The organism is Dietzia sp. JS16-p6b, assembly GCF_003052165.1.
Lineage (GTDB): Bacteria > Actinomycetota > Actinomycetes > Mycobacteriales > Mycobacteriaceae > Dietzia.
Genome location: NZ_CP024869.1, coordinates 109,014 through 125,628, shown reverse-complemented (window position 1 = coordinate 125,628; position 16,615 = coordinate 109,014). Strand labels below are relative to the sequence as shown.

Genomic DNA, 16,615 nt, shown 5'->3' with positions numbered 1-16,615 from the left:
AGTGAGCGCAATCGCCGACTTCATCGCATCCGTCAACGATCTCTACTGGTACGCGGTCATCGCGCTCCTCGTCATCGCCGGCCTGTACTTCTCCTTCACGACCCTGATCGTGCAGATCCGGATGTTCCCGGAGATGTTCAGGACGATCGTCGAGAAGCCCTCGGACATCGAGCCGGACAAGAAGGGCATCTCCGCCTTCCGCGCCTTCACCGTCTCCGCCGCGTCCCGTGTGGGCACCGGGAACATCGCCGGTGTCGCCATCGCGATCACGGTCGGCGGACCCGGTGCGGTGTTCTGGATGTGGATGTTGGCGATCATCGGCGGCGCCACGGCGTTCATCGAGTCCACGCTCGCCCAGCTCTACAAGGTGCGGGGCAAGGACTCCTACATCGGTGGCCCCGCCTACTACATCCGTGACGGACTCGGGTGGAAGCCGGTGGCGGTCGCCTTCGCGGTGATCATCACCGTGACCTACGGTTTCGTCTTCAACGCAGTCCAGGCCAACTCCATCTCCGCGTCCGTGCGCAACCAGTTCGGTCTCGAGGGGCTCGGGCCGGGCCTGCTCATCGGCGTCGTGTTGGCCCTGGTGGTGGCCGCGGTGATCTTCGGCGGCATCCGGCGACTGTCGGCGGTCACGGAGATCGTGGTCCCGCTCATGGCGATCGCCTACATCGTCGTCGCCCTGGTGGTCGTGGCGATCAACATCACCGAGGTCCCGGAGATGATCTCGCTGATCGTCGGCCACGCCCTGGGCTTCCGCGAGGTCGCGGGCGCGGCGATCGGCGCGGCGATCATGCAGGGCATGCGGCGTGGCCTGTTCTCCAACGAGGCCGGCATGGGCTCGGTCCCCAACGCGGCCGCCACCGCATCCGTCTCCCACCCCGTCAAGCAGGGGCTGGTGCAGGCCCTCGGCGTCTACTTCGACACCCTCGTCGTCTGCTCGGCGACCGCGTTCATCATCCTTCTCGCCAACCCGGACTTCGGCGGCGACCGCGAGGGCATCACCCTCACCCAGGATTCGCTGGCCTCCCAGGTCGGCGACTGGGGAGTGCCCTTCCTGATGGTGGTCATCTTCTTCCTCGCCTTCTCCTCGATCCTCGGCAACTCGTACTACGGCGAGGCCAACATCCGCTTCCTCCGCGAGAGCCCCATGGCCCTGCGGGTCTTCCGCGTCCTGGTCGTCCTCGCCGTTCTCGGTGGCTGCCTGGGCTCGGTCGACCTCATCTGGAACCTTGCGGACCTGTTCATGGGCGTCATGGCGACGATCAACCTCATCGCGATCATCCCCCTCAGCGGGCTCGCGGTGGCGCTGTTGCAGCACTACCTGCGCCAGAAGGCCGAGGGCCACAACCCCGTGTTCCACCGGGACGAGCTGCCCCGGGCCCGGAACGTCACGTCGTGGGACGGCTCTGATCCGATGACGCTGCAGCACGTCGCCGACAAGGCGCGCGACGTCGAGCCGAAGGAGTGAGTCAGCCGGCACGAGCCGGGCACTCCCCCGCATACGAGCGCTACGCCGTCCTGCCCAAGGCGCACCTGCACGTCCACCTCGAAGCCGCCATGCGCCCCGGGACGATGCGCGAGTGGTGCGCCGAGGACGGCGTGGAGGTCCCGCCGCTCGTCGACTACCCCGACTTCAGCGGCTTCCTCGACGCCTACGGAGTGCTCATCTCTCTGCTGCACACCCCGGAGCGGCTCGGCCGACTTCTCGACGAGGTGGTGGCCGACGCCGCCGCCCAGGGCGTCGTGGCGCTCGAGTTCGCCTCCATCCCGGACAAGTCGGCCGCCTTCGACTCAGCCGAGGAGGCCCTGGAGTTCATCCTGCCCGCCGCCTCGGCCGCCGGCCGGCGCCACGGGGTGTGGACCGGTGCCATCGTGAGCATCGACCGCGGGGCCGGGCCCGGGCGCGCACTGGAGGCCGCCGGGCTCGCGGCGCGGTTCGCCGGCCGCGGGGTCGTGGCCGTGGGCCTCGTGGCCGACGAGCGTGGCAACCCCGTGGCCGGTGCCGCGGAGGCCTTCGCGATCGCCCGCGAGGCCGGTCTGGGTGTCGTGCCGCACGCCGGCGAGCTGGCCGGTCCGGAGGAGGTGAGATCCGCACTCGGCCTGGGCGTCGACCGGATCCAGCACGGCGTCCGGGCGGTCGAGGACCCCCGGGTGGTGGAGGAGCTCGCCGCGAGCGGGGTCTGCCTGGACGTCTGCCCCAGCTCGAACGTCATCCTGGGCGTGTATCCCACACTCGCCGAGCACCCGCTGCCCGCACTGCTGGATGCCGGGGTGCGCTGCTCGATCGGGGCCGACGACCCGTTGCTGTTCGGAGTCGACGTGGTGGACGAGTACGTCCTGGCGCACGAGCGGATGCACGTATCGGAGGCGGGTCTCGCCGGGTGCGCGCGAGCGTCTATCGACTCGTCCTTCGCTCCCGCCGATCTCAAGCGCGACGCCCTTGCACGGGTGGACGACTGGGAGCACGAGGCCGAACAGCCCGGGTGACCCCGACCACGGTCACGGTGGGTGCTCGTCAATGCCGCTCAGGCGCCGCGGCGGATGCGGTCGGCCGCGAGGATCATCGGCACCTGCAAGGGCAGGCGACCCCACGCGATCACCTGGTACGGCCACACGGGCTTGCGACGCCACGCGCGCACCATCTGGACGTTCCCGGGGAGCACCCCCACGAACAGGGCCATTGCCGCCGCCCCGCCCACGGCCCGTGTCCGCGGCACGGCCAGCAGCGCCGCCACCGCCATCTCGGCCACGCCTGACCCGTAGGTCCAGGCCCGGGCGCGTCCGGGCAGCTCCGGGGGGATCAGCCCGTCGAGGGGGCGGGGTGCCACGAAGTGCAGCGCGCCCATCGCCCCCAGCGCGGCGGGCATGGACCAGTACCGGACGGCGCGTGCCGTGTCGTTTCCCATTCGCCCGAGACTACGGCCCCCCGCGAGGGGCCGGCGGTCGACGGCGCGTCCTCAGCGGACGTTCGGCAGGACCCGCTCCCCCATCAACCGCAGCGACTCCCACGCGGCGGCGACGGGCATCCCGCCACACAGCGGGTGGCTCGTGATCAGACGCAGGTCGCGCGTGCGGACACGGTCGACGAGCTCGTCAGGCGTGGCCACCAGGTACACCCCCTCGGCGCGCAACTCACCCACCGAGCGGGCGTCGGAGTGCACGAACGACCCTCGACCGGGCCCCGTCTGCCAGGCCCGGTAGGCCTCGGCATCGGCGAGGAGGTACCCGCCGTAGCGGTCCCAGAAGTCGTCGGGATTCTCTGCGCAGAACACCGCGGCGGGGCCGGGAACGGGGGCCACCACGAGCCCGGGTTCGTGCCCGTTCGCGCGGCACTCGGCGCGGTAGAGCTCGGTGAGCGCGGGATCGTCGAGCTGTGGTTGGTAGTGCATGCCGAGCCGTCCCGCCCGCCTGGCGGCCGCGCCGCCGCCACCGAGGAAGACCAGCGGGTACGGGGACGAGAACGGCTGCGGTGTCACCACGGCGCGACGCGAACCGTCGACCGGATCGTCTCCGACGGGCTCCCCCGCCCACGCCGCGAGCATGGTCTCCAACTGCCGTTCGAGGCGGGCACCCCGCCCCTTCCAGTCCCGGGAGTGCATCGCGTACTCGACCGGCCGGTACCCGACGCCGAAGGTGAAGCTCACCCGCCCGGATGCCACGTGGTCGAGGACGGCGATGTCCTCCGCCAGCCGGACCGGGTCGTAGAGGGGCGCGACGAGGGCCCACACCGCGATCTGGATCCGCTCGGTCACCGCGGCGACCGCCGCCGCCGCGACGAGCGGCGAGGGGAGATAGCCGTCCTCCGACCCGTGGTGTTCGGAGAGGTTGACGGCGTCGTGGCCCGTCTCCTCCGCGTACCGGGCCATGTCGAGGGCGGCGCGGTAGCGGTCCCGCCGCTCGGCCGCGTCCGCGCCGGGCGCGCGGAAGTCGAAGCGGGTCACCACGTAGACCATCAGGCGGGGTCCATCAAGAGGTGGTCCATCAGGACGCGGTGCCCGCGCGGGCGTCGGCGAGCACCGAGTAGGACGTGCCTCGTTCCTCCCGTTCCCACCAGGTGTCGTCGCGGCCGCTGGTGCCGCCGACGCCGTCCTGGATCAGTTCGCGCTTGAGGATCTTGTTGGTCGCGGTGGTGGGCAGGGCGTCGGAGAGCCGGACCCATCGCGGCCACGCCTTGGGTGAGAGATCCGGCTGGTCCGCCAGGAACTCCTCGAGACCGGCGGGGTCGAGTTCGCCGTCGTGGCGGACCACCACGGCCGCGGCGAGCTGGTCGCCGACGCCGCGGGGGTCGGGCAGTCCGTACACCGCCGCCCGGGAGACCGCGGGATGGCGGAGGACGATCTCCTCGACGATGCCGGCCGCCATGTTCTCCCCGTCGACCCGCAGCCAGTCGCCGCTGCGACCGGCCATGTACACGTTGCCGTCCGCGTCCCGGTACGCCAGGTCGCCCGACCAGTACATACCGTCCCGCATCCGCTCCGAGGTGGCCTGCTCGTTGTTGTAGTAGCCGGCGAAGAAGCCCGCCCCCTCGGTGTTGACCAGCTCGCCCACACACTCGTCGAGATTGGCCACCGCCCCGGTGTCGTCGAACACCGCCCGTGGGCACTCGGTCCCCGTCACCGGGTCGTACACCGCGACACCGGGGAACGGCTCGCCGATCGACTCGAGCGGTGAGTTCTCGGTCCGGACCACGATGATCGCCAGCTCGGTGGAGCCGTAGGCATCCCTGACGGTGCAGCCGAAGCGCTCGGCGAACGCGGGGATGTCCTTGGCCGCCGCCTCGTTCCCGAAGGCCGCACGGAGGGTGGTCTCGGCGTCGTCGGGGCGGGGCGGGGTGTCGAGGATGTAGGCGAGCGGCTTGCCCACGTAGTTCATGTAGGTGACGCCGTACCTGCGGATGTCGTCCCCGAAGCGGGTCGCGCTGAAGCGGCGGGCCAGCGCCATGGTGGCGCCCACGGCGATCGCGGGCGAGAAACCTCCCATGATGGCGTTGGAGTGGAACAGCGGCATGGACAGGTACAGCACGTCATCGGCGGTGAGCTCGAACGACGGCGCGAGCGCCTCCCCCGACATGGTGACCGTGAAGTTCCCCACCCAGACCGCTTTCGGGTCGCCGGAGGTCCCCGAGGTGAAGATGAGCATGAACGGGTCGCCGGCATCGACCGCCGGGGGATCGGGCGGAGGCTCCGAGGCGGCGACGGTGGCCGCCCACTCGTCCGAATCCGTGTCGATGACCGTGACGTCCCCCAGGTCCAGTCCGTCGAGCAGGGGTGCGAGGTGGGAGTCGGTGAGCAGGATCTGGCAGTCCGCACGCCTGATGTCGCGCGCCAGCCCTTCGCCGCGCCGGGTCGCGTTGATGCCGGCGACGACGACGCCCCCGAGAGCGCCGGCGGCGAGGGCGTAGAGCATCTCCGGGGTGTTCTCGAGGAGCGTGCCCACATGCCGGGGTCGGGTGTCGTCGAGCATCGCGTCCAGGGCACCGGCGCGGCGGTCGGCGCCCTGGATGTACTCGCGCCAGCTGACGGTCAGGTCCTCGTAGCGGATCGCCGGGGAGTCGGAATCGGCGTGACGGCGGAGTTGTTCGCGAACGGTGTCGGCCATGGGGGTCCTCGGGAGCGCGGAGAAGGTGTGACCCAGATCATAGCGAGGCCGGCTGACACTCGTCAGGAAAGTCCGATCGACGATCGCCCCGCGACGCCCGTCCCTCTCCTGTCCGCCCGGAACTGCCTGGCCGTGACCCCCCACCACCGGCGGGCGTACTGACTGAACGTCGTCACGTCGTCCAGCGCCAGGGCCGAGGCGATCTGATAGAGGGGGATCTCGGTCGTGGCAAGCAGCCGAGCGGCCACGTCTCGGCGCGCCTCGTCCCGGATCGCGGAGAACGAGGTGCCCTCCCCGGTGAGGTGCCGCTGCAGGGTCCGCGGGGACACCGAGAGGAGCCCGGCGACGTCGCCGAGGGTCGAGGTCCCGGTGTCGAGGGACCGCAGCAGCAGTGCCCTGGTCCGCTCGGTGTAGGTCTGGTCGCGCGCGGGGCCGTGTTGGTCCAGGTAGCTCAGGGCGAGCTCATGGGCCACCAGGTCGCCGCCGGTGATCTCCCGACCGAGGAGCACGGCGGGGACGCGCAGCATCGCGGACGCCGCGAAGGGCCTGGCCGGGGCGGCGAAGAGCTCCCGATAGCGGCCCGGTGCGGTGTTGAGGGCGTTCGGCAACTCGACCGACAGCAGTCCGTATTCTCCCCCGAGGAGCGCGAGCATGGACCGGTGCAGGAACAGCAGGACCATGTCGACCGCCTGGGGCGGCAGGGCGACCGCGTCGTCGCGGTAGCCGAACCGCACCCCCAACACGCCGGGCTCCCCCTCCGGATCGGAGACCACGGTGATCTCGAGTGAGCGGGCGTGGAAGAACAGGTACTTGGAGGTCATCTCCAACGCCCGGGTGGTGGTCGGCGCGTGTCGGATGGCGGCGGCCACGGGTCCGAGCAGACCCAGATCCTGGCGCAACGCCACCCGCAGGCCGAAATCGGGACAGCGCAGTTCCACCGCCGCGGTCTCGAGGAGGAGCCCGATCGCGAGATCCTGCACGAGGATCTCGTCACTGTCCAGGGCGCCGGCCGGCAAGCCACAGCGCAGCGTCAGGTCGTCGGCGTCGCCTCCGAGCTCGTCGATCACCGTCCGGACGCCCCGCAGGCCCGCAGATCGCACATATGCCACAGCGAACACTGTCCGCCAGTTGGCGCGATAGAGCAACCTCTTGGCGCTTTACGGCAACTTGTCGAGCAAGATCGGGGCTATCGTCCTTTCCATGACAGTCTCAGCTGACCGCCGCCCCCCGGCCGGCGCACCCGAGAACCCGCTGGATCTCCTCATCGTCGGCGCCGGCATCTCCGGCATCGACCTGGCGCACCACGTCCGCAGCGCCTTCCCCCACTGGTCGTGGGAGGTCCACGACGCCCAGGACGACCTGGGCGGGACGTGGCACACGTTCCGCTACCCGGGCATCCGCTCGGATTCGGACATGGCCACGTTCGGTTTCCCGTTCCGCCCCTGGCCGCACTCCTCGACCCTCGGCCAGGGCGAGGAGATCAAGGAGTACATCCGGGACACCGCCCGGGAGTGCGGCGTCCTCGACCGCCTCCATCTGCGCTCCTGGATCCGGAACGCCGACTGGGACGGCGAGAAGGGTCTGTGGAGGGTCACGAGCGTCCGGACCGAGAACGGGACGACCACTGAGCGCACGGTGTGGACCCGCCGACTGCACTTCGGCTCCGGGTACTACTCCCACTCGGCCGGCTTCCGACCCGACTTCCCGGGGGAGGAGGCGTTCGCCGGCGAGATCATCCACCCCCAGCACTGGCCTGAGAGCGTCGACTACGCCGGACGCACATTCATCGTGATCGGGTCCGGCGCCACCGCCGTCACCCTCGTTCCGGCTCTCGAGCAGCTCGGCGCCGAGGTCACCATGCTCCAGCGGACCCCGAGCTATGTCGCGCCCCTCCCCGAGAAGGACACCATCAGCGCCGTGTGGAAGCGCGTCCTGCCGACGCAGGCGGCCTACCGCGCCGCCCGGTTCACCCACGGCGCCCGTGACATGGTGCAGTACGTCGTCGCCCGGCGGTTCCCCTGGGCCTTCACGCAGGGGCTGCGGGCCCTGCAGGGCCGCTACATCTCGCGGGCACAGATCAACGAGCACTTCACACCGTCCTACAAGCCCTGGGACCAGCGGGTGTGCAAGGCCCCGGACGGGGACATCTTCCGGGCGATGCAGCGGGGCGCTCGGGTGGTGACCGGTCACATCGACACGTTCACCGAACGCGGGATCCGTCTGCAGTCCGGAGTGGAACTGGAGGCCGACGTGATCGTCTCCGCCACCGGTCTGGAACTCGAGGCGTTCGGCGGCGGGACCCTGAGCATCGACGGCCGCGAGCTCGACCTCGCCGACCTGACCACCTACCGCGGGATGATGCTCGCCGGCGTGCCCAACTTCAGCTTCACCGTGGGATACGTCAACGCCTCCTGGACCCTGCGGGCGGACATGGTCTCCCGCTACATGGTCAAGCTGTGGCGGGCCGGGGAGAAGAACGGTGAGAAGATCTACGCGCCGATCCCTCCCGAGGTGAAGGGGGACCGGCCACTGCTGGACCTCGACGCCGGGTATGTCCGACGCGGCGTGCACAAGTTCCCCCGACAGGGCACCGCCCGCCCCTGGACCTATGTGCAGAACTACCTCGCCGAGATCCCCGAGCTGACCTTCGGTGACCAGCGTCGCGACATGGCGTTCGACGCGCAGATCCCGCAGGAGGCCGTCCGATGACCCGCCGCGTCTTCATCACCGGAGCCGCCTCGGGGCTGGGTCTGGCGCTCGCCCGCGAGTACCTGGCGGCCGGCGACGAGGTCATCCTGACCGACCTGCACCCGGAGGCCCCACCCGCCGTGACCGGCCTCTCCGGCCAGTGGAGTTACCGCACGCTCGACGTGACGAACGACGACGACTGGGCGGCGGCCGCGCTCGCCGTCGACAGGTTGGACATCCTCATCAACAACGCCGGGATCGCGGTCGGTGGCCGGCTCGAGGCCACCTCCATGGACACGTGGAAGCGCATCGTGGACATCAACCTCCTCGGGGTGGTCCGGGGGTGCAGGACGATGGTCCCCACGCTCGGCCGTGGCGGGCGGGTCGTCATCACCGCCTCCGCCGCGGGTCTGGTCCACGCGCCGTCCATGGGCGCCTACAACGCGACCAAGGCGGCCGCGGTCGCACTGGCGGAGACTCTCGACGGCGAGCTCCGGCCCCGCGGCATCTCCACCTCGGTGATCTGCCCGCTGTTCTTCCGCTCGGGCCTCGCGGATTCCCTCTCCGGCGACGACCCGAAGGCGGACGAGGCGGCGCGCATGCTCCTCTCCAAGACCCCCTTGACCTCGGAGAAGGTCGCCGCGAGGTCGGTCCGGGCGATCCAGGCCCGGCGGTTGGTCATCACCCCGGACGCGCTGAGCACGCTGACGTGGTACTCCAAGCGGTTCACCCGGATCCCTTTCCTGGCGGGGACGCGTCTCATCGGACGGGTGGTCGAGCGGAGGGGTTGAGCCGCTGTCCGCCGGCGGCGATCACGCCGGACGTGACCACCCCTGACGTGACGGACGAGCGGGGGCGACGCGATCGCCTCTAGTGTGGCGGGACACGCGATCAACAGCCTTTCCGCCACCCGCTCGACCCAAGGGAGATCACATGGACGTCGCCGCCGTCGCCGCCACCGCACCGGACGCGCCTCTGGAGAAGACCACGATCCGGCGTCGGGACACCGGGCCGGCCGACGTGCTCATCGAGATCGAGTACGCCGGCATCTGTCATTCCGACATCCATCACGTGCGCGGCGAATGGGGCCGGACCGCCTACCCCGTGGCGCCCGGACACGAGATCGTCGGCATCGTCCAAGAGGTCGGTTCCGAGGTCACCCGGTACGCGGTCGGCGATCGCGTCGGCGTCGGGTGCCTGGTGGGTGCCTGCCACGAGTGCTCGTCCTGCACCGCGGGCCAGGAGCAGGAGTGCGAGCGGGGGGCCATCGCGACCTACGGCTCGCCGCTGCCCGAGGGCGACCCCGAGGGTCCGGTGACGAACGGCGGCTACTCGACCCACATCGTGGTCGAGGAGCCCATGGTGGTGTCCGTCCCGGACGGCCTCGATCCGGCCTCGGCGGCGCCGCTGCTGTGTGCGGGGATCACCATGTTCTCGCCGCTGCGGCAGTGGAACGTCGGCCCGGGCACCAAGGTCGCCGTGCTCGGTATGGGAGGGCTCGGACACGTCGGCGTCAAGCTCGCCGTGGCGATGGGGGCCGAGGTGACGGTCCTGTCGCAGACGACCTCCAAGCGGGACGATTCGCTGCGCTACGGCGCCGTCGAGCACTACGCGACCGCCGGTGACGAGGGCAAGGCCACCCTGCGCGAGCTCCGCGGCACCTTCGACGTCATTCTCAACACGGTGTCCGCGAACCTGCCGATGGACCGGTTCCTCGCCCTGCTCAAGCCGCGCGGGGCACTGGTCAACATCGGGATCCCCACCGAGCCGATGTCGGTGCGGGCCGGGTCCGTGGCCGCCGGCCGCAAGATCCTGACCGGGTCCATGATCGGCGGCATCCCCGAGACCCAGGAGATGCTCGACTTCTGCGCCGAGCACGGGATCACCGCCGAGATCGAGCTCATCTCGGCGGACACGATCAACGAGGCCTACGACCGCGTGGTCCGGTCGGACGTGCACTACCGCTTCGTGATCGACGCCAAGACGTTCTGACCGACCGCACCCGACCCCCCGGGACGGGGACTCACCGGGGCGGGGACTCACGGGCCTGACTCACCGCGGGGCGACCTGCGCGAGCAGGCCCGCGAAGTCCTCGTCCCGCGCCTCCAGGAACCGGTGCGCCTGCTCGGCGAAGTCCGCCAGCCCGGTCAGGCGCCCCGAACTGCGGGTCGCGCACACCGCCGCGGCGCCACACGCCCGGTCGAGAGCGGACGCGATCGCCGACCCCCCGGGCAACGCGGCCGCCACCCCCGCCGCCACGTGGGGGAAGGTCACCTCCGCGACGCGGACCCCGGACTCGCGGAACACCGTGACGGCGGAGGCGATCCTGTCCGCGTCCGCTCTGATCGTCCCGTCGGGCATATGCTCACCTCGTCGTCGTGGTCGAGTGGCGGTCATGAGGTACGACGTCCCCGGTTCGTCGGACGGTTCCGCCCGACCGGCTGGTCCCATCCCCGAGGAGAGCACGATGTCCCTGACCTGGACCCCCGCCATCGACCGCGCGCTCGCGGTCGCGGCCCGCTGCCACGCCGGCCAGACACGCAAGGACGACCCGACGCCTTACATCGCCCACCCCGTGGCGGTCGCGATGATCGTGTCCGACTTCACCGACGACCCGGACGTGGCGGTGGCCGCGCTGCTGCACGATGTCCTGGAGGACGTCCCGCCGTCGGTCTACTCGGCCGATGACATGACCGCCGAGTTCGGCGATCGGGTCACCGAGCTCGTCCGCGGCGTCTCGGAGGAGAAGACCGCGGGTGAGACGACCCCGCCCTGGCGGGTACGCAAGGAGGGGTACCTCGCCGCGCTCGCGGAGGACTCCGAGGAGTGCCTGCTCATCTCGGCGGCGGACAAGATCCACAATCTGCGCTCGATGGTCGCCGCCCACGAGCGACTGGGTGACGACATGTGGGGGCTCTTCAACGCCGGTCCGCAGGAGAAGCTGTGGTTCTACCGGTCGATCTCGGATGCGGTCGCCCGACGCCTCGGGGACTGCGCGGCCTCGCGGGAGCTCCGCCGGGCGGTGGACGACGTCGCGGCCCTGGCGCCGGCGGACGGCGGGAGAGTGGTCACACCGCCGGGAACTCGGCCTTGATCCGCAGCAGGGTCTTGGCCTGGGTGCGCCCCTCGAGTCCGAGCACCAGCCCGGCGGACTTGAGGCGCCGGGCGAGGTCCGAGTCCGCGGCGAACTCGGACTCGGACTCGATCGTGATCTCCACGCGCCGGCCGCCGTTGAGCAGCACCGACTGCTTGGCGGCGTCCAGTCCGGGGATGTTGGTCCAGCGGATCGGCCCGGGGTCGCGCGGCGAGGCCCCCGAACCCGAGAAGGAGTAGTCGAAGTCCGTGCTCTGGGTGCGGGTCACCTTGCCCCACCCGGCCATCGGGCCCACCCCCACGCGCGCGGCGACGGCGTTGCGGCGGGCGCTGTAGGTGGCGCACTCGATCTCGCAGGCTCCCAGGGTGTTCATCACTCTCAAGGCTTCCTCGAAGCGCTGCCGCAGGCTCCACGCGTCGTACTGGCCGAACGGCACCAGCAGCGGGCGGCCCTCTATGGGCGCCTGCACGTAGACCACCCGCGGGACCACCTCGCCCTCGACCACGTCATATCCCGACCTGACCTGCATGGGCCGCTGGATGACGTCGGTGAGCAGCCCGCGCCTGTCGGTGACCGGCGCGGTCTCGTAGAAGGACACGAGCTGACTCACTGGCGCTCACCTCACTGTTCGAGGTCGCGACGGGTGCGGGACCTGACCCCCAGCGTATCCGCCGCGGGCCGTCGACCCGGCCACCTCACCCGGCCCAGAACTCCACCATCGGCTGGGAGGAAAGCAGGACACCGCCCTCGTAGATCTCCATCCCACCGGCATCGATCGAGTAGACGACGTCGTTGTTGGACACCCACGCGTAACCCCCGGCCACCACCGGGTCGTCCACCTCGACGCCCGCGCCACCCGACGACCCGCGGTAGTAGTACCGACCGTTGTCGGGATTGACGCAGATCGAGAACGCCGCCTGGGTGGTCCGGCCGATCATCACGGCCGGGTCGCCGGCGTTGCAGCGGGCCTGCCGGTTGTCGGTCCACCCCGAGGCGTCGGCTCCCGTCGGGTATCCCGAGGACCCCTGCGGAGCCCGGGCGCCCGGCGCGGGCCGGGTGACCGTGACGGTCTCGCGCTCGGTCGGAGTGGCGTACGCCGTCTCGGTCACGGGTGGGAGCGCGGAGTCGGACAAAGGGGTCGAGGACGTCGAGGAGGTCGTCAAGGCACGACCGGAGGTCTCCCCTGTCATCCCCCCGGGTCGGAGGAGCAGGTAGGCGAGCGCGCCGAGGAGGACCAGACCCAGGACCGCCAGGATCGCGACCAGGGCGATCACCGCGCCCGACACGGAGCGCCGCGGTTCAGGCCGATAACCCTGCTGCCCCCACCTCTCGCGCGGTCCGTCGGACCCGTCATCCCAGCCATACGACATCGGACCACTCCCCCGCTACGGCCGGCCCGGATCCGGACGGCTCGTACAGTTCTGTAGGGAAGGTAGCAGGCCTCCGCGTCGCTGTCGGCCCCGTCGCGACCCGCCCCCGGGCCGAGTCCCGCGTGCTCACCCGATCGGCCACTCCCCGAGGTCCGTGAGGTCGTCGGCCTCCGCGGTGACGGCGGTGGGTTCGCAGCCGAAACCGACCACCTCCGTGCCGTCCGCCAACGTCACGCGGCCGAGCTGCATCGGCCTGGGCAACTGGTCGAGGAATGTACCGAGTGCCGCCGGGGAGACGCTCCACCTCTCGCCGAGCAGTGGAGCGCCGTCCGGATGCCGCAGGACCCCGGGCTTGGGCGGCTCGGTGGCCAGGCGGTACATCCGGTAGTCGGCGCTGGACCGCACCGGCCCGCGCCAGGCCGCGCCCCTGCTGATGAGCTGGTGTTCGAGAGGGCCCCCGCGACGGTGGGCGCCGAACACGACCAGGTCCACCGTCGGCGCCCCCGCGCTCAGCGGCCACGGAACGAACGGCTCCGCGCCGGATCTCCGTTCCCCGGACAGGGCTGCGGCGATGTCGGCCACCGGCCCGTCGTGGAACGGCCTGCCCACCACGGTCACGCCGAATCGCGCTGTTCCACGGTCCCCCTCGTCGATCTCGGTGGTCGGCACCGCCACCGCACACAGGTCGAAGAGGTTGCAGAAGTTCGTGTACGTCCCCATACGGCTGTTGAGGGCGATCGGATCGGCCTCCACCTCGGCGATGGTCGGGTGGAAGGGCGCGGTGGGGACCAGCAGCGCGGCCGCGCCGAGACGATCGAGTTCGGCCACCGCCTCGGCGCGCAGGGCCTCGACCTCCCGGCGGTCGTGCAGCAGATCGACCGCCGCGATCCCGCGGGCCGGGGTGATGATGGCGCGGACGGTCGGGTCGACGCCCGCGTCCGCGTCCGGGGCGGAGTCGAGGAAGTCACCGACCGCCTCGTAGCGCTCGGCCACGAGCGCGCCGTCGTAGAGCAGCCTCGCCGCGGCGAGGAACGGCCCGAGATCGATCTCCACCACCCGGTACCCGAGCGCGCGGGCCCGGTCGACCGCGTCGGCGAACGCCGCCGCCCACCCCGGGGCCATGGCCACGAGTTCACGCGGAACGGCGATCGTCGCGCCGGGTCCCGCGTCCAGCGGCGTGTCGGTCGGCCAGTGACGGGTTCCCTCCCCGCCGGCCATCACCCCGGTCGCGCGGGCGGCGGTCCGGACGTCGCGGGCGAGGATGGTCACGCAGTCATAGCTCGCGCAGGCGGGGACCACCCCGTCGGTGGAGACGACGCCGAGCGTGGGCTTGATGCCCACGACCCCGTTGAGCCCGGCCGGGACGCGGCCCGACCCGGCGGTGTCGGTGCCGATCGCCAGATCGCAGATCCCCAACGCCACCGCCACCGCCGATCCCGAGCTCGACCCGCCCGACACGTGGTCGGGGCGGTGCGCGGCACGCACGGCCCCGTACGGACTGCGCGTGCCGACCAGGCCGGTCGCGAACTGGTCGAGATTCGTCACCCCCAGCACCACCGCTCCGCCCGCGCGGAGGCGCGCGACGGCCACCGCGTCCCGATCGGGCAGGTAGGCGAACCCGGGGCACGCGGCGGTGGTGGGCACCCCCGCCACGTCGACGTTGTTCTTGACCGCCAGTGTCATCCCGGCGAGCGGGCCCCCCGCGGCGAGGGAGGCCGTCATGTCGTCCACCAGCTCCTCACGCGGTCGGACCTGGATGAACACCTCGGGCCGGTCGGCCTCGGCCAGTCGCTCCAACACGTGGTCGACCTCCGCCTCGGCGCGTGCCCTCAGGTCGGTCCCGGTCGTCTCGGTGCTCATGCGCTCAGCTCCCCACTGGCGGCCCAGCGCGAGAATTCCTCGGCGCGGGCGTGCTCCATCCGGCGTCTGGCGGAGGCGATCGACTCGGCCTCCCGTTCGCAGAACGCGGTGTGTTCGGCCAGCGAGAAGGTGTCGTCGGCGATGTCGACGCGGCCTCGTCCGGCGGCGGTGTCGGCGCGGAGGTCCGCCAGTTCCTCGGAGGTGACGGGGTACCAGGAGATGCGGTCGAAGTGCCGCAGCAGCCACGGGTGCTCGGGGTCGAAGCCCGGCGCCGGTTCGGGGTGACGGTGGTTCCACACCTGGGTGGTGCGGCCCACGAACTGGTAACCGCCCGGCCCCTCCATCCCGTAGATGCACAGGTACGCGCCGCCGATGCCGACGGAGTTCTCTGCGGTCCATGTCCGGGCGGGGTTGTACTTGGTCGTCACCAGTCGGTGGCGCGGGTCGAGCGGCGTGGCCACGGGGGCGCCGAGGTAGACGTCCCCGAGCCCGAGCACCATGTACTCGGCGTCGAAGACCGTGCGGTAGACGTCGTCGGCGGTCTCCAGGCCGTTCATCCGGCGGATGAACTCGATGTTCCACGGGCACCACGGGGCGTCGTCGCGCACGCCGTACATGTACCTCTCGATCGCCTCCTTGGTGGCGGGGTCGTCCCAGCTCAGCGGCAGCCGGACGCGTCTGCTCGACACCGCGAGGTCCTCGGCGGCGGGCAGGGCCGCCTCGGCCTCCCGCAATGCCGCCAGGGTGGCGCCGATCGTGCTGTCGCCGGGCGTGATCTTGACCTGCAGGGAGCGGATGCCGGGCGTGAGGTCCTGCTGACCGGGCACGGGGTTCGCCTGAAGGTGCAGATACAGGGCGTGAGCTCGGGCGCGTAGCTCGAGGTCGAGCTCCATGCGCCCGTACTCCACCAGCACGTTGTCGTCGCCGCCCCGACGGTAGGTCACCTCGGTCCCCCCGTCGGCGGTGTGACCGCGGCCCAGCACGCCGTCGTCGCGGTCACCGCCGTCACCGAGGACGTACGGGCGACCGGCCCCCCGCGCACCGGCGATCCCGGTGCGGCCGCCGACGGCGTCGACCTTGACGCGGACGAACCGCACGGTGTCCCCGGGGGCGAGCTGCCCGAGCTTCCACCGGTCGCCGCTGACCACGGTGACGGGGCAGACGAATCCCCCCAGGCTCGGGCCGTCCGGGCCGAGCAGGATCGGGGTGTCCCCGGTGAAGTCCAGGGCCCCCACCGAGTAGGCGTTGTCGTGCACGTTCGACGGGTGCAGGCCGGCCTCCCCGCCGTCGGGTCGGGCCCACTTCGGTCGTGGCCCCTCGAGCCGGACCCCGGTGCGGTCCGAGTTGAAGTGCACCGTGTAGCTGGCCGCGTAGAGCTCGTCCATCCCCGCGCGGGTGAGGAACTCCGGTGCCCCGTGCGGCCCCTCGGCCACCGCTATGTGCCAGTGGTGGCCGATGGCCGGGACCTCGTCGGCGAGGATCCGGCGCGGCTCGCCCGGTCCGGGCTCCCCGACGGCGAGGGTGTCCCCCGTCGCGAGGGTGCGTCCCTCGTGTCCCCCGAACCGCCCGAGGGTGAAGGTCGACGACGACCCGAGATACTCCTCCACCTCGATGCCACCGGCGACCGCCACGTAGACACGCATACCCGGCCCGTCGAGCACCGGGATGTCGAGCACGGATCCCGCCTCCAGGTGGACCGGCTTCCACTGGGCCACCGGGCGGCCGTCCACCGTGGGCCGCACGTGCGCCCCGCCCACGCAGACCGTGACCGCGGCATCCGGCCGGACCCTGAGGCCGCCCCGGGTGCACTCCAGGCCGGCGGCACCCTCCGGGTTACCCACGGCCGTGTTGGCCAGGCGCAGCGAGTAGTCGTCCATCGCACCGGACGGCGGGACGCCCACGCCCCAGTACCCGATGCGGCCGGGCCAGTCCTGGACGGTGGTGATGAGTCCCGGGTTGAGGATCTCGAGGCGGGTCATGGTGACGTCTCCTGTGGTGGCGG

Annotated in this window: 15 protein-coding genes; 6 read left to right on the top strand and 9 right to left on the bottom strand. The window is 71.4% G+C overall.

What is annotated here, in order from left to right; genetic code table 11:
• The first annotated feature begins 1 nt into the window (after position 1).
• Both CT688_RS00570 and add read left to right on the top strand, forming a co-directional pair.
• A complete protein-coding gene (locus tag CT688_RS00570) occupies positions 2-1,471 on the top strand; it encodes a sodium:alanine symporter family protein (protein ID WP_107755319.1) in 1,470 nt (489 codons plus the stop codon).
• Positions 1,468-2,490: an adenosine deaminase gene (gene add, locus CT688_RS00565; protein ID WP_107755318.1), complete on the top strand. Its 1,023-nt coding sequence runs from the start codon at positions 1,468-1,470 to the stop codon at positions 2,488-2,490. The genes CT688_RS00570 and add overlap by 4 nt, the downstream gene beginning before the upstream one ends.
• A gap of 38 nt (positions 2,491-2,528) precedes the next feature.
• Here add and CT688_RS00560 read toward each other — a convergent pair whose 3' ends face one another.
• The 4 genes from CT688_RS00560 to CT688_RS00545 all read right to left on the bottom strand — a co-directional run bounded on the left by CT688_RS00560 (position 2,529) and on the right by CT688_RS00545 (position 6,710).
• Positions 2,529-2,909, bottom strand: coding sequence for a hypothetical protein (locus CT688_RS00560; RefSeq protein WP_197431452.1), 381 nt, complete (start codon positions 2,907-2,909; stop codon positions 2,529-2,531).
• Positions 2,910-2,960: 51 nt separating this feature from the next.
• Positions 2,961-3,956, bottom strand: a complete 996-nt coding sequence (locus CT688_RS00555; RefSeq protein ID WP_107755317.1) for an LLM class flavin-dependent oxidoreductase — start codon at positions 3,954-3,956, stop codon at positions 2,961-2,963.
• A gap of 28 nt (positions 3,957-3,984) precedes the next feature.
• Positions 3,985-5,601 carry an AMP-binding protein gene (locus CT688_RS00550; protein WP_107755316.1) on the bottom strand — a complete coding sequence of 539 codons (1,617 nt, stop codon included), beginning with the start codon at positions 5,599-5,601 and terminating at the stop codon, positions 3,985-3,987.
• Positions 5,602-5,663: 62 nt separating this feature from the next.
• A complete protein-coding gene (locus tag CT688_RS00545) occupies positions 5,664-6,710 on the bottom strand; it encodes an AraC family transcriptional regulator (RefSeq protein WP_197431451.1) in 1,047 nt (348 codons plus the stop codon).
• A 91-nt stretch (positions 6,711-6,801) separates the two neighbouring features.
• On the opposite strand from CT688_RS00545, the gene CT688_RS00540 reads away from it, so the two are divergent.
• From CT688_RS00540 to CT688_RS00530, 3 genes are all read left to right on the top strand, one after another.
• The gene (locus CT688_RS00540) at positions 6,802-8,310 is read left to right on the top strand and encodes an NAD(P)/FAD-dependent oxidoreductase (protein WP_107755314.1); all 1,509 of its coding nucleotides are present in this window, start codon (positions 6,802-6,804) and stop codon (positions 8,308-8,310) included.
• The gene (locus tag CT688_RS00535) at positions 8,307-9,080 is read left to right on the top strand and encodes an SDR family NAD(P)-dependent oxidoreductase (RefSeq protein WP_107755313.1); all 774 of its coding nucleotides are present in this window, start codon (positions 8,307-8,309) and stop codon (positions 9,078-9,080) included. The genes CT688_RS00540 and CT688_RS00535 overlap by 4 nt, the downstream gene beginning before the upstream one ends.
• A gap of 142 nt (positions 9,081-9,222) precedes the next feature.
• Complete coding sequence (locus CT688_RS00530; RefSeq protein ID WP_107755312.1) at positions 9,223-10,281, top strand: NAD(P)-dependent alcohol dehydrogenase; 1,059 nt, start codon at positions 9,223-9,225, stop codon at positions 10,279-10,281.
• A 60-nt stretch (positions 10,282-10,341) separates the two neighbouring features.
• On the opposite strand, the gene CT688_RS00525 is transcribed toward CT688_RS00530, so the two are convergent.
• Positions 10,342-10,650, bottom strand: a complete 309-nt coding sequence (locus CT688_RS00525) for a hypothetical protein (RefSeq protein WP_107755311.1) — start codon at positions 10,648-10,650, stop codon at positions 10,342-10,344.
• Between the two features lie 106 nt (positions 10,651-10,756).
• Here CT688_RS00525 and CT688_RS00520 point away from each other — a divergent pair, with 106 nt between their 5' ends.
• Positions 10,757-11,383, top strand: a complete 627-nt coding sequence (locus CT688_RS00520; protein WP_107757903.1) for an HD domain-containing protein — start codon at positions 10,757-10,759, stop codon at positions 11,381-11,383.
• On the opposite strand, the gene CT688_RS00515 is transcribed toward CT688_RS00520, so the two are convergent.
• From CT688_RS00515 to CT688_RS00500, 4 genes are all read right to left on the bottom strand, one after another.
• Complete coding sequence (locus tag CT688_RS00515) at positions 11,358-11,993, bottom strand: hypothetical protein (protein WP_107755310.1); 636 nt, start codon at positions 11,991-11,993, stop codon at positions 11,358-11,360. The genes CT688_RS00520 and CT688_RS00515 overlap by 26 nt on opposite strands.
• 85 nt (positions 11,994-12,078) lie before the next feature.
• Positions 12,079-12,753, bottom strand: coding sequence for a hypothetical protein (locus CT688_RS00510; RefSeq protein WP_182612431.1), 675 nt, complete (start codon positions 12,751-12,753; stop codon positions 12,079-12,081).
• Positions 12,754-12,879: 126 nt separating this feature from the next.
• Positions 12,880-14,613: an allophanate hydrolase gene (gene atzF, locus CT688_RS00505; RefSeq protein ID WP_107755309.1), complete on the bottom strand. Its 1,734-nt coding sequence runs from the start codon at positions 14,611-14,613 to the stop codon at positions 12,880-12,882.
• Complete coding sequence (locus CT688_RS00500; protein WP_107755308.1) at positions 14,610-16,592, bottom strand: 5-oxoprolinase/urea amidolyase family protein; 1,983 nt, start codon at positions 16,590-16,592, stop codon at positions 14,610-14,612. The genes atzF and CT688_RS00500 overlap by 4 nt, the downstream gene beginning before the upstream one ends.
• Positions 16,593-16,615 lie beyond the last annotated feature (23 nt).